This is a genomic window from Chthonobacter albigriseus (assembly GCF_013839445.1).
GTDB classification, from domain to species: Bacteria; Pseudomonadota; Alphaproteobacteria; order Rhizobiales; family Pleomorphomonadaceae; genus Chthonobacter; species Chthonobacter albigriseus.
The window spans coordinates 169,666-182,968 of sequence record NZ_JACDIT010000005.1; the positions used below are offsets into that span (position 1 = coordinate 169,666).

The following is a 13,303-nucleotide window of genomic DNA, read 5'->3' on the forward strand; positions in this document are numbered from 1 at the left end:
GTCGTGTTATGCTGGAAGCAAGGTTCACGGCGACGAGGGAGGTTAGCGATGACCGTTCTGTCCATCGTGGGAATTGCAGGCTCGATCTGCGGCGACGCCCGTCTGTTCCATGCCGTGGAGCGGCTGGCCCGGGCGTCTGGCGAGGAGGCCGACGCGGCGGTCGAGATCGTCGACTACTGCAGCGTCAACGGTGGCGTCCGCAGCGCCCGCTTCCGCACGGAACTCGATGATTCCACTCACCAATTCCTCTCCGCCATCGAGTCTGCCGATGCGCTTGTCATCGGCATTCCCTTCGAGCGCGGGTCCATTCCCGGCGTGTTCAAGCACCTCTTCGATCTCGCCGATCCCGACGCGCTTGCCGGCAAGCCGGTGCTGACGGTTGCCCGCAGCCCCGCCGACGCGCAGCTCTCCGCCTTCCATCGCCACGTCTCCCTCTTCCTGGAATCGATCGGCGCCAAGACGGTCGAACCGACGCTTCTGTTCGACAAGGACGAAGTCGGTCGAGATGGCACCGCCGACATCAGGCTGGCCGACAAAATCAGCAGCCCAGCCAGACACTTGCGTCAGGTTCTCCTGGAGCGGGGCACGCCCCTCTGGCACCGCCGGCCGGCTGGCAACGTGGTCGCGCTCCGCCGTTGACGCGGCAGAACGGCACCGCCTACGAGCGCCTGCGCGATTGCCCCGATTCCGCCGGCTGCCATGTCGGCTGATCCCCCGCGCCCGCATCGCGGTGGCGGAGATCCTCGAAACCATGACCCTCGCCGGGATGGCGACGGCGGAGGATCCGGAGGCCTTAGTGGCCGTCGAAGCCTGATCTCTCAGGCCGCCAGCGCCACCCGCACCGCGTCGGTCACATCCGTGCGCGGCCCGATCCGGCCTGTGTGCGCAAACACCTGATAGTGCCGGTCCGCTCCGATCAGCAAGGTCGCGGCCACCGGCAATTGCCCGCTCGCCTCGCCGTTCCAGACCTGGATCCGAACCCCGGACGAGCGCAACGCCGACCTCACCTCGGCCTCGATGCGGAAAGCCAGCCCCACCGACAGAGCGAAACGAGATCCGTGGTCGTGCACGGCGAGGAAACCCAGTCCGTTTCGTTCGATCGTCCCGTGCAGGCGCTTCACCGCCTCCGGCGACACGGCCACCACCCCGTAGCCGCGCTCGGCCAGCCGCTCCCGGTAGCCCTCCAGCTCCTGGAGGGCGCGGGTACACGGCTCCGACCAGCCGCCGACATAGAAGGTCAGCAGCACGCCGCGCTGCGCGAATGTCCTGGTGAGGTCCACCGGCCGGTCGTGGCCGTCCTCCAGCACCGGCAGGGTGACGGCCGCCGCCGAATGAATCTGGTCATGAATCAGTCGCTCGGCGACGGCCGCCGACTGCGCGAGGATCGACGGGAACCGCCGCTCCTGGGCGCTGGGTGACGGCAGCAGGGCGGTAGAAGCGGCGGACATCGGCGTCTCTCCTTGGTGGGTTGACGGAAGGTCAGAGGGCACCGTGCCGCGGGGGCAGCACGCCGTTGAGCACGTAGTTCCCGATGTTGACGTACTTGTAGCGAACCGGGTCATGCAGGGTGTGGGTGCGGGCGTTGCGCCAGTGCCGGTCGAACCCGAACTGCTCCAGCGTCGACCGCGCGCCGGTCAGCTCGAACAGCTTGCTCGCGACGTGAACTGCCACCTCCGTTACCAGCGCTTTGGCCTCCGCCACCGCGATCGAGGCCTCCGCCACGCTTTCGGTGGTCGGCGCGGCGACGGCCAGATCGGTGAACCGGCCAGCTCGCTCCACCAGGGCCTCGGCGCTATGCACCCGGACGACCAGATCCCCCACGGCGGCGATCACATGCGGATCCTCCGAGCCGTGCGCATAGGTCGTCTCGAACCACGGTCGCGCGTTCTTCTTGGTGAAGGCGATCGCGTCCTTCAGCGCCGCCCGGGCGATCCCGAGATCCACCGCCGCATGAACGATCTGCGCGATCGGCCCCATCGGCGTCGGCACGTCGAACACCGTCTGGTGCGGCACCACCTGGAAGGCGGAAACCTCGATGTCGTCGAACGTCGACGTGCCGCTGCCAGTTGTCCGCTGCCCGAAGCCGGTCCAGTCGTCGATCAGGGTGACGCCCGGCGTCGATCGCTCCAGGAACACGAGATGCGACCGGCCGTCCGCGTCGGCCGCGACCACCACCAGCACATGGGCGAACAGCGAGCCGGTGGAATAGAATTTCTGCCCGTCGAGCACGAAGCCGTCGCCCTTCGGGACGATCCGCGTCTTGAAGTCCACCGGCGTCTTGCCGCCGATTTCCGTGAAGCAGTTCCCGAGCCTGTCACCGTCGAGGATGCGCTCGAACGACACCCGCTTCTGCGCCTCCGACGCCCCGAGCCGGATCGCCTCCACCATGTAGTGGTGGTTCTGCGGGATCTGCCCGATCGAGGCGTCCGCCTCCGAGATGATCGCCGTCACCTCCGCCAGCGTGCCTGCCGAAACGCCCGGACCGCCGTAGGCCTTCGGAACGAGCAGGCCCCATAGCCCGCTTTGCGAATAGCGATCGATCTCGGCGAGCGGCAGCTGCCGCGTCCGGTCGCGTTCCACAGCCCCGGCGGCCAGCACCGGGGCCAGCTCGCGGGCGATCGCGATCGCCTCCGCGTCTGAGCCGATCCGGTGCGCACGCGTCCGGCGCGACGGGATGTGCGGGGCCGGGCGCGAGCCCGCCGGCGCGGCGGCGAAATGCAGGGTGCGATCGTGATCGGTCATGGGTCTCGGCGTCGGGTTATGCGGGGGATGGCCGGCCGGCTCAGTTCCAGGGATGGCGCACCGGTTTCACGCCGTTCAGGTGGAAGTTGCCGATGTGGAAGTACTTCCAGCGCACCGGGTCGTGCAGCGTGTGCGTCCGTGCGTTCCGCCAGTGCCGGTCAAGTCCGTGGGCGGCAAGCGTCGAGCGTGTGCCGGCCAGTTCGAACAGCTTGTTGGTGGCCAGGATGGCGGCATCGGTGGTCAGTACCTTCGCTTCCGCCGTCACCAGCGCGGCCGCGGCGACCGTGTCTTCGTTGGGATCGGCGAGCGCCACGTCGATCAGCCGGCCCGCCTTCTCCAGGATCGCCTCGGCGGCATGGATGCGGATGACGATGTCTCCGATCGCTGCGATCGTGAACGGGTCCTTGGAGGCCCACTCCTCGCCGCTGTCGATCCACGGCCGCGACTTGGTGCGCACGAAGGCGATCGTGTCGTCCAGCGCGCCTTTGGCGATGCCCGCGTCGATCGCCGCCTGGATGATCTGCGAGATCGGCCCGGCCGCCGTCGGCCGGTCGAAGGCCTTCCAGGTCGGCACCACCCGGCTGGCGGGAACCCGCACGTTGACGAGCTTCACGGTTCCGGAGGCCGTCGTCCGCTGGCCGAAGCTGGACCAGTCGTTGATCACCGTCAGCCCGGCTGTGTCGCGGTCGACGAAGATCAGGTGCCCGTTGCCGGCTTCGTCGACGGCCACCACCTGGACGATGTGCGCCAGCAGCGCGCCGGTGGTGTAGAACTTCTCTCCGTTGATCACGACGTCGTCGCCGTCCGGCCGGAAGGTGGTCTCGAAGTTGGCCACCGTCTTGGAGTTCTTCTCCGAGAAGGCGTTGCCGAAGCGGATGCCGCGCAGCACCTCGCCGAACAGGAAGCGCTTCTGCTCCTCGGTGGCGTCCGCGTCGATGTGGGGATTGGTCGCCAGGTGGTTCTGCGTGATCTGCGCGATCGACGGGTCGGCCGCCGCGATGATCTTGATGACCTCCGCCAGCGTCGCATAGGAGACCTCCGCGCCGCCGTAGGCCTTGGGAATGTTGATGCCCCACAGACCGCTCTGGCTGTAGGCGTCGATTTCCTCGAGCGGCAGCACGCCGTCGCGGTCCCGCTCCGCGGCGCCGACGGCGAACGCGGCGGCGAGCTTCTTTGCGATCAGGATCGCCTCCTCGTCGGAGGTGATCACATGGGCTGGCGTCGCCGGTCTCGGCCGCGGCGGGAAGGTCTGGTCGGGTACGTTGACCCGGGGTCTGTTCCTGATGTCGAGAACGGCGGACATGGGTTATCTCCTGGAGGTCGACGGGTGGAAGGGAGCGCTGTCCGAGGTTCTATTCGGCCGCTGCCGCGGCCGCCTCCTGGCGCTTGACGGCTTCGATGTCGCGATAGCGGGCGCCCGGGTGCGGCGCCGCGAGCCGCGGTCCGTCGCCGAACAGCTTGTGCCGGAGGGTTCCGCGCGTGTAAGCCTTCGGGTAGGCGCCGCGCCGCTGCAGCTCCGGCACCAGCAGTTCGACCACGTCCTCGAAGGTCTCCGGCGTGACGGCATAGGCGAGGTTGAAGCCGTCGACGTCGGTCTCCTCCTGCCAGGACTGCAGGATGTCGGCGACCGTCGTTGGCGAGCCCACCGACACCGGGCCGACGCCGCCGATGCCGCCCCATTGGGCCAGCTCGTCGATCGTCCAGGTCTTCTCCGGATCGCCCTCCGCCAGCGCCTCGACGAGCGAGATCACCGCGTTGGTCTCAACCTTGCGCACCAGGTCCGTCGGTGCGTACTGGCCGAAGTCGATGCCGGTCCAGCCGGACCAGAACACCAGCGAGCCGTCGCGGGTGAAATACTGCTGGTATTCGCGGAACTTCGCCTCGGCGATGCCGTCGGTTTCGCCGAGGATCACGGTGTGGAGGTTGTAGATCTTGATCTTGTACGGGTCGCGCCCGGCCGCGGCGGCACGCGCCCGGATGTCCTTCACATAGGCCTTCAGGATCGTCTTGGTGGGCGCGGCGACGAACACGCACTCGGCGTGCTGGGCGGCGAAGCGCCGGCCGGCGTTCGACGCTCCCGCCTGGTAGAGCACCGGCGTGCGCTGCGGCGAGGGCTCCGACAGGTGGTATCCCGGCACCTCGAAGTAGCGGCCCTTGTGGCCGATCTCGTGCACCTTCTCCGGGTGGGTGAAGATTCGCTTCTCCCGGTCGCGCACGACGGCGCCGTCCTCCCAGCTGCCTTCGAGCAGCTTGTAGAGCACCTCCAGATACTCATCCGCCACGTCGTAGCGGTCGTCGTGGCGCTTCAGGCCGCCCTGGCCGATGTTCTTGGCGCCGCTCTCCAGGTAGCTGGTGACGATGTTCCAGCCGACCCGCCCCTCGGTCAGGTGGTCGGCCGTGGAGAGTCGGCGGGCGAAGGTGTAGGGGTGCTCGAAGGAGATCGACGCGGTGATCCCGAACCCCAGGTGCTCCGTTACGTAGGCCATGGCGGGCACGACCTGCAGCGGGTCGTTGACCGGGATCTGCGCGGCGTGCAGCAGCGCGTTGCGGTTGTCGCTCTTGTAGACGTCGTAGTAGCCGATCACGTCGGCGATGAAGATGCCGTCGAAGATCCCCTGTTCCAGGATCTGCGCCAGATCCGTCCAGTACTCCAGGTCCTTGTAGCGCCACGACGTGTCGCGCGGGTGCGCCCACAGCCCCGGCGACTGGTGCCCGACGCAGTTCATGTCGAAGGCGTTGAAGCGGATCTGGCGCGTCATCGGCTGGCTCCCTTTCCGGTCAGTCCGAGAACCGGCCGTAGCGGCCGTTGGCATAGACGAGGGACGAACCGCCCCCGACGGTGACGGCCCGCACGCGGCCGAGGATGATCGCGTGGCTGTGCCGCTCGATCGCCTCCTCCACCTCGCAATCGATCGCCGACAGCGCCCCGATCAGCACGGGTGCGCCGGTTACCAGCGTCACCCAGTCCGCGCCCTCGTAGCGGGCCGGGCCTTTCAGCCCGCCGCGTCCGGCGAAGCGGTCGGCGATCGGCTGCTGGTCTTCGGACAGGATGTTGACCGCGAAGTGCCCGAACCGCCGGATCACCGGCCATGTCGACGAGGCGAGGTTGATGTTCACCACCATGGTCGGCGGCTCAACCGACAGCGACGTCGCCGACGTCACCGTCGCTCCGGTGCGATCGTCGCCGATCCCCGCCGTGATGACCGACACGCCGCCGGCGAGTGTGCGCATGGCCTGTCGCAGGGTGGCCGCGTCCGCCGGGAGGTGCTGGTCGGGGGAGAGGGCGATCGTCATGGTCTGAACTTCCTGCCGCGAGAGCCGTAGAGCGGGCCGCCGCGGGGAAGGGCGGCTGGCCTGTTGGGTCTGCTACGGAGGATGCGGCTTCAGAACCAGAATTGTCGACTAAGTTTATAGCTTTTATAGATCGATCCGTAGAACGCGTTTTCACCAGCGGCCGGACAGGCGAACGACCTCGCCCGGCGCTGCCGATTTTGCCCGGCAAGCCAAAGGAGCGACCGATGTCGAACACTGCCCCCGACCGCATCAACGTGCTGTGGTTTCTTCCGACCCACGGCGACAGCCGTTACCTCGGCACCTCGATCGGCGGCCGCAGCGTGGACCTGAACTACCTCAAGCAGGTGGCCCAGGCGGCCGATCAGCTCGGCTACTTCGGCGTGCTCATTCCCACCGGCAAGAGCTGCGAGGACAGCTGGATCGTCGCCTCCGCGCTGGTGCCCCTCACCGAGAAGCTGCGCTACCTCGTGGCCGTCCGCCCCGGCCTGATACCGCCGACGCTCGCCGCGCGGATGACGGCCACCCTCGACCGGCTGTCCAACGGCCGCCTGCTGATCAACGTCGTCACCGGTGGCGATCCCGTGGAGAACAAGGGCGACGGCATCCACCTTTCGCACGCCGAGCGCTACGAGATCACCGAGGAGTTCCTCGACATCTACAAGCGCATTCTCGCCGGCGAGACGGTCTCGGCGAAGACGAACCAGTACGACATCGAGGACGCCCAGCTGATGTTCCCGCCGGTGCAGCAGCCGCACCCGCCGATCTACTTCGGCGGCTCTTCGGAGGCGGGCATCAAGGTTGCGGCGAAGACCATCGACAAGTACCTGACCTGGGGCGAGCCTCCGGCCGACGTCGCCGAAAAAGTCGCCGCGGTGCGCAAGGCGGCCGCCACCGAGGGCCGCGAGGTCTCGTTCGGCATCCGTCTGCATGTTATCGTGCGCGAGACGGCAGCCGAGGCCTGGAAGGCGGCCGACGACCTCATCAAGTATGTCGACGACACCACCATCGCAGCCGCCCAGAAGGTCTTCGCCCGCATGGACTCCGTCGGCCAGAGCCGGATGAGCCGCCTGCACGGCGGCCAGCGCGACAAGCTGGAGATCAGCCCCAACCTGTGGGCCGGCGTCGGCCTTGTCCGCGGCGGTGCGGGTACCGCTCTCGTCGGTGATCCCGACCAGGTGAAGGCCCGCATCGAGGAGTACCGCGAGATCGGCATCGACACCTTCGTCCTGTCCGGCTATCCGCACCTGGAGGAGGCTTGGCGCTTCGGCGAGCTCGTGCTGCCGAACCTGCCGACCGCCCATCCGGTGCCCCGCCGGAGCGCGAGCATCAACACCGGGCCCTTCGGCGAGACCATCGCCAACGACATCCGTCCGGGTTTGAAAGCCTCCGCATCGTGACAACCGTCGCCATCATCGGCGGCGGTTTCACCGGGGCGGCGGTAGCCATCCATCTCGCCGCGGCCGTCCCGACCCGGACCACGCGCATCGTCGTGTTCGAACCGCGCCGTCGGCTGGGCGCCGGCCTGGCCTACGACACCGAGGACCCGACGCACCGGATCAACGTTCCAGCCGCCCGGATGAGCGTTGTTCCCGGCGACGACGAGCATTTCGTCCGCTGGCTTGCGTCAGTCGGCGAGCCCGCGGACGATCCGCAAGCCTTTCGGCCGGACGGGACGGTCTTTCCCAAGCGGGGACTGTTCGGCCGCTACGTCGCCGCGCAGATCGCGCCGCTGGTCTCGCGCGGCATCGTCGAATACGTCCGGGAAGCCGTGGCCGACGTCGGCCGGTCGGACGGCCGGTGGGTCCTCACGACGGCCTCGGGCGCGAAGCTGGCAGCGGACGTCGTCGTCAACGCCACGACCCATCCGCCACCATCGCCGCCCGCGGCGCTCCGGCCGCTGGGCGGACACCCGCGCTTCATCGCCGACCCGAACGGCGCCGGTGCTCTCGAAGGGATCGGCGCCGCGGACCGTGTCCTGCTGGTCGGCACGGGTCTGACCGGCGCCGACGTGATCGCGTCGCTGACGGCGCGCGGCCACTACGGCAAGATCCTGGCCGTCTCGCGACACGGTCTGGTGTCGCGGGGGCACGCACCGGTCCCGCAGGAGCCGTTCGGCGACTTCCTGGCCCGGCCTGCGTCCACCGCCCTTTCCCTGCTGCGGACGACGCGCCGAACCGTCCGCGAAGCGGCCGAACGGGGGATCACCTGGCATGCGGTGTTCGACGCGCTCCGCGGCCAGGGTCAGGACATCTGGACCGCCTTGCCGGTGCCCGAGCGCCGGAGGCTCGTGCGCCATCTGCGCTCCTACTGGGACGTCCACCGCTTCCGGATCGCACCGCAGGTCGAGGACGCGTTGGAGCAGCGCCTGGCGGACGGTTCGCTGGAGGTCCGGGCGGCAAGCCTGAAGGCTGCGGGCATCGGCGAGGACGGCACGCTCTCCGTCGACCTTCGGCGCCGCGGCGGACGCGAGATCACACAGGAAACGGCCGACGTGGTCGTGGTGGCGACCGGTCCCGCCCATGGCTCGATCCTGGAGGCCCAGCCGCATCTCGCATCGCTGGCAGCCGCCGGTCTGGTCGTGCTCGACGAAATCGGCCTCGGCCTTTCCTGCGATCGCTCCGGCCGCGCCCTCGACCGCTCCGGACAGCCCGTGCCGACCTTCCTGATCGCGGGACCGCTCGCCCGTGGCACCTTCGGCGAACTGATGGGCTTGCCGCAAGTCAGCACCTACGCCGCCTTCATCGCCGCCGAACTCGCATCCATGGCGAGAGTACCTTCCATGGTGACGGGAACCTCGACGAAACGACGCTAATGGGCGTTCGGGCACCCTTTCCAAATTTGGATCAGCTCGCGACCTGATGTCGAGCCAAAGAGCATAGCGTCTTTCACGGACAGGATTCAGCTTCGGTGTCCGAGTTTTGCCGGCTTGCCTTGCGCTCGGCGGGGGGGTGGAGACGGGTTTGCGCCGTCGGGCGGGCGATCAAGCCGCCGGGCGGGGCGCGGTTTGCGGGTTCTCTTTTCCAAAGTGGCGACATCTCAGAGGTGCCGGCGGACGGACGACGTCGCGGCGGTGGGGCAGGCGCGCGTCGAGATGTCGTGGAAGCCGCCGGACGGGGAGCAGTAGTTCCTGAGGATCGGCGGGGTGCGATCCAGACAGGCTGGCGGGGTGAGCGACTGCGGATGGCGGCTTGCGGGGCGGGGCGCTGCGGGCAGGCATGGTCGGATAATTGCATATGAGATGGTCCGCTGCGGCCGTGACCTGTCGGGCTGCCTGCTCGACGGGGTGGAGCGATCGATCGCAGGGCGGGGGGATGCGATGGGCAAACGGACGGAGGCTGGCACGAACCCGCGCCGGTGCGGCGACGGGCGCTAGCGCAGGGGGTTGTTCGGATCGATCCTGCTGGTGGCGTTGATGGGCGCCGGGCCGGCGCCCGGAACTTCTCTGCCGACCGGCGACGGATCCGCCGAGGCGGTCGCAGCCCGGCTGTCCGCGATGCTGCAGGCGGCGCGATCGGTCATTTCCAAGCACCAGACCGACATCAACGATCCGGCGAAGGGGGACAAGCACCTCGACGCGGCCACGGTGGTGGGAGAGGCGATCGCCGCCTACAAGGCGAAGACCGGCGAGGATCCGACGGCCTACGACCCCGCCACGCGGCAGGGCAGGCTGATCGGGGCGCAACTCGAGGCGATCGCCGAGGTGATGGACGAGGCGCAAAGCTCGATCAACCAGGAAGGCGTCGGTTTCAAGGGCTTCATCCCGGCCACCTTCGCGCGGCTCGTGAACGAAACCTTCGCCCGGCGCGTGGTCGGCGAGGCGACGGTGAAGGTGACGGCGCCTCTGGACCTGGTTCGGAACCGCAAGGCCCGGCCCGACGAGTGGGAAACCGCCGTCATCGCCGAGCGCTTCCTGGCCGAGGACTGGCCGCGCGGAACGCCGTTCTCCGAGACGGTCACGGAGGGCGGCGCCGCGACCTTCCGGATGGCGGTGCCGGAGTATTACGCCGCGTCGTGCCTGTCCTGCCACGGCGGGCCGAAGGGGTCCACCGACATCACCGGCTACCCGCGCGAAGGGGCGGCGGAAGCCGATCTCGGCGGCGTGATCAGCGTCATCATCAACGAACCCTGAGCGGCGCCATGGCCCTGCAGTTCGATCGTTTCCTGCGGCAGACCTCGATCGCCGCCCGGCTGATCGTCCTCTCGGTCGTGCTGCTCTTGGCGATGTCCGGAACCAGCCTCTACCTGCTCCTGACCCTGGAGCGGGCGTCGGCGACCACGGCGGAGGCGCAGCGCGCCGCGGCCCTGCTCGACACCGTCAACCAGGTCCATGTCGCGTTCAACGACCTGCGCTACTGGCGCGCGGACCTCGCGGTCAGTCTGCTGACGCTGGCGGAAACCAAGGGCAACGACGCACGGGCGCGGTTCGACGCCGGTATCGCCGCGCTGAAGGCGGAGCGGCCGGAGGAAGCCGACGCCATCCGGGACGGGGTGGTGCGGTTCGACGAGACGGCGATGCAGGCCGTGGAAGCCTATACGGACGAGCAGCGGGTGGTGGGCAACGCCCTCTTCGCGGAGGCCCGGACGCACGGACTGAGCGCCAACCAGGCGCTCACCGAACTGGAAGCCGACCTGCAGAACCAGGCCTCCCTGGCGCGGACCGAAGTGCTGACGGAGTTCGTCGGCGGGGCGCAGGTGTCTCTCACCGTCACGGCCGTCACGGTGGTGGTGGGCGGGCTTCTGACGCTGCTGATCCTGTCGTCCATCCTCGGCCCCTTGAACCGGGTGGTCGCCGCGATCGGCGAGATCACCTCCGGCGCGCCCGACGTGACGCTGCCCGAGCCGTCCCGCGACGAGTTCGGACGGATGCGCGACGCGCTCAAGCTTCTGGCCGACAGCATGCACGAACGCGCTGCGCTGGCCCGCGAGGCGGAGCGCCAGAGGCACACGCTGCTCGATGCGATCGAGAGCATCAACCAGGGCTTTGCGCTGTTCGACGCCGACGACCGGCTGCAGCTGACCAACTCGAACTACCGGGCGCTGCAGGCGCCGATCGCCGACAGTCTGGAGCCGGGCGTCCCGTTTGCCGAAATCCTGCGCAAGGCTGCCTCTTTCCGAGGCAAGACGGCGGCGGAGACCGAGGCGTGGATCGCCGAGCGGCTGGCCCGGCGAGGCAAGCCGGGCAGCCATGTGGAGGCTTTCGGCGAAGGGCGCTGGGTGCAGATCCAGGAACGCCGGACGCGCGAAGGCAGCCTGGTCGCGGTGTTCACCGACGTGACCGACATGCTGCAGCGGCAGAGCGACCTGGAAGCGGCCCGTGAGGCCGCGGTGCAGGCGACGCAGGTCAAGTCGGAGTTCCTGGCCAACATGAGCCACGAACTGCGGACGCCGCTGAACGCCATCATCGGCTACAGCCAGCTGCTGCAGCAGGACGCGGAGGATGCCGGCCAGACGGACGCGATCGCCGACCTGAAGAAGATCGAGGGCGCGGGCCAGCACCTGCTGAAGATCATCAACGACATCCTGGACCTGTCCAAGATCGAGGCCGGCCGGATGGAGGTGTACCTGGAACCGGTCGACGTCGGCGGCCTGATCCGGGACGTGGAGATGCTGGTGCGGCCGCTGGCTGCGAAGAACCGCAACGCGTTCGTCATCGACATGCCGGAGCGGATGGGGACCATCGAGACCGATCACACCAAGCTGAAGCAGATCGTGCTGAACCTGGTGAGCAATGCGACCAAGTTCACGCAGGACGGGACGGTGACGCTGAAGGCGGCGTGGAACGGAACCGGTGCGGGGCGAACGCTGACGCTTTCGATCAGCGACACCGGCATCGGCATGACCGAGGAGCAGATCAGCCGGTTGTTCCAAGCGTTCTCGCAGGCCGACAGCTCGACGACACGGCGCTTCGGCGGCACCGGCCTGGGGTTGGCGATCAGCCGCAGCTTCGCCCGCACGCTCGGCGGCGACCTCACCGTGAGCAGCCGGCCCGGCGAAGGGTCGTGCTTCGTGCTGATGCTGCAGGACGGCGTAGCTGCGTCCGCAGCAACCGAGACCATGTCGCCGGGGCCGCAGGGCCCGGCGATCACGGCAGCTCACGCGGGCCTGGTGATGGTCGTGGATGACGATCCGCACACCCGGCACATCATCGGATCCCACCTGGTGCGGGAAGGGTATTCGCCGCTCTACGCGGGATCGGGGCAGGAGGCGCTGGACCTCGCGCGGCAGCAGAAGCCCGACGCCATCACGCTCGACATCATGATGCCGCACGTGGACGGTTGGGCCGTGCTGATGGCGCTGAAGGCGGATCCCGAACTCGCAGACATCCCGGTGGTGATCATCTCCATCACCGACGAGCGCAGCCTCGCCTTCACGCTCGGCGCGGCGGCGATGTTGACGAAGCCGTTCGACCGGCTGGAACTGATCGAGGTGTTGGACCGAGAACTGGCCGAGAGCCGGACGGTCGACGGGCGCAGCGTGCTGATCGTGGAGGATGATGCCGCAACCCGGGCCATGATGACCCGGATCGCCGAACGGCTCGGCATGTCCGTGTCGGCGGTCGTCAACGGGCGGAATGGGCTGGAGTGGCTGGGGGCGAACCCGCGGCCGGATGCCATTCTCCTGGACCTGGCGATGCCGGAGATGGACGGCTTCGAGTTCCTGGAGCGCCTGCGCGACCATCCGACCTGGCAGTCCATCCCGGTGATCGTGGTGACGGCGCGCGACCTGACGGCCGGCGATCGCGACCGGTTGGACGGCAACGCGCAGGGTGTGATCGCCAAGGGGGGGACGGCCAACCTGGAGATCGCCCGCGCGATCCAGTCGCTTGCGGGGCGGCCGGCGGTTTCACCCGAACCGGAGGGATCGTAGATGGCTGTGATCCTCCTCGTCGAGGACAACGAACTGAACCGGGACATGCTGTCCCGCCGGCTGATCCGGGCCGGTCACACCGTGCCGACCGCCGTGGACGGGGCGGAAGCGGTGGAGCGGGCGCTTTCGCTCGCCCCCGACATCGTGCTGATGGACCTCAGCCTGCCGGTGATCGACGGCTGGGAGGCGACCCGCCGGATCCGCCAGCAGGAGGCCGGCCGCCGGGTGCCGATCATCGCGCTGACGGCGCATGCAATGGTGGGCGAACGGGAACGGGCGATGGCCGCCGGCTGCGACGACTTCGACACCAAGCCGGTGGACTTCGCCAGGCTCCTTGGCAAGATCGCCGCGCTTCTGGACCCGGGCGCCTGACGCCGCTCCGCTCCGGCCCGATCTCCTG

At 68.6% G+C, this 13,303-nt stretch carries 12 protein-coding genes; 7 read left to right on the forward strand and 5 right to left on the reverse strand.

From position 1 onward, the window contains the following. The first annotated feature begins 48 nt into the window (after positions 1-48). A complete protein-coding gene (locus HZ321_RS14715; protein WP_181703139.1) occupies positions 49-639 on the forward strand; it encodes an NADPH-dependent FMN reductase in 591 nt (196 codons plus the stop codon). A 37-nt stretch (positions 640-676) separates the two neighbouring features. Continuing rightward, positions 677-814, forward strand: coding sequence for a hypothetical protein (locus tag HZ321_RS14720; RefSeq protein ID WP_181703140.1), 138 nt, complete (start codon positions 677-679; stop codon positions 812-814). A gap of 4 nt (positions 815-818) precedes the next feature. Here HZ321_RS14720 and HZ321_RS14725 read toward each other — a convergent pair whose 3' ends face one another. The 5 genes from HZ321_RS14725 to HZ321_RS14745 are packed head-to-tail and all read right to left on the reverse strand — an operon-like array spanning position 819 to position 6,036. Beyond that, positions 819-1,448, reverse strand: a complete 630-nt coding sequence (locus HZ321_RS14725) for a peroxiredoxin family protein (RefSeq protein WP_181703141.1) — start codon at positions 1,446-1,448, stop codon at positions 819-821. Between the two features lie 31 nt (positions 1,449-1,479). Further along, positions 1,480-2,742, reverse strand: a complete 1,263-nt coding sequence (locus HZ321_RS14730) for an SfnB family sulfur acquisition oxidoreductase (protein WP_181703142.1) — start codon at positions 2,740-2,742, stop codon at positions 1,480-1,482. Positions 2,743-2,782: 40 nt separating this feature from the next. Next, positions 2,783-4,045, reverse strand: a complete 1,263-nt coding sequence (locus tag HZ321_RS14735; protein WP_181703143.1) for an SfnB family sulfur acquisition oxidoreductase — start codon at positions 4,043-4,045, stop codon at positions 2,783-2,785. A gap of 49 nt (positions 4,046-4,094) precedes the next feature. After that, positions 4,095-5,501 carry an LLM class flavin-dependent oxidoreductase gene (locus HZ321_RS14740; protein ID WP_181703144.1) on the reverse strand — a complete coding sequence of 469 codons (1,407 nt, stop codon included), beginning with the start codon at positions 5,499-5,501 and terminating at the stop codon, positions 4,095-4,097. A gap of 19 nt (positions 5,502-5,520) precedes the next feature. Further along, positions 5,521-6,036: a flavin reductase family protein gene (locus tag HZ321_RS14745; protein WP_181703145.1), complete on the reverse strand. Its 516-nt coding sequence runs from the start codon at positions 6,034-6,036 to the stop codon at positions 5,521-5,523. A 224-nt stretch (positions 6,037-6,260) separates the two neighbouring features. On the opposite strand from HZ321_RS14745, the gene ssuD reads away from it, so the two are divergent. From ssuD to HZ321_RS14770, 5 genes are all read left to right on the forward strand, one after another. After that, positions 6,261-7,433 (forward strand): FMNH2-dependent alkanesulfonate monooxygenase, encoded by a 1,173-nt coding sequence (ssuD, locus tag HZ321_RS14750; RefSeq protein ID WP_181703146.1) that lies wholly within the window; start codon positions 6,261-6,263, stop codon positions 7,431-7,433. After that, entirely contained in the window at positions 7,430-8,848 is a 1,419-nt protein-coding gene (locus tag HZ321_RS14755) for an FAD/NAD(P)-binding protein (RefSeq protein ID WP_342343855.1), read from the forward strand. Before ssuD ends, HZ321_RS14755 begins: the two co-directional genes overlap by 4 nt. 570 nt (positions 8,849-9,418) lie before the next feature. Further along, positions 9,419-10,165, forward strand: a complete 747-nt coding sequence (locus tag HZ321_RS14760; RefSeq protein WP_244635884.1) for a Tll0287-like domain-containing protein — start codon at positions 9,419-9,421, stop codon at positions 10,163-10,165. Between the two features lie 8 nt (positions 10,166-10,173). Continuing rightward, the gene (locus HZ321_RS14765) at positions 10,174-12,903 is read left to right on the forward strand and encodes a response regulator (protein ID WP_181703147.1); all 2,730 of its coding nucleotides are present in this window, start codon (positions 10,174-10,176) and stop codon (positions 12,901-12,903) included. Then, positions 12,904-13,275: a response regulator gene (locus HZ321_RS14770; protein ID WP_181703148.1), complete on the forward strand. Its 372-nt coding sequence runs from the start codon at positions 12,904-12,906 to the stop codon at positions 13,273-13,275. Positions 13,276-13,303 lie beyond the last annotated feature (28 nt).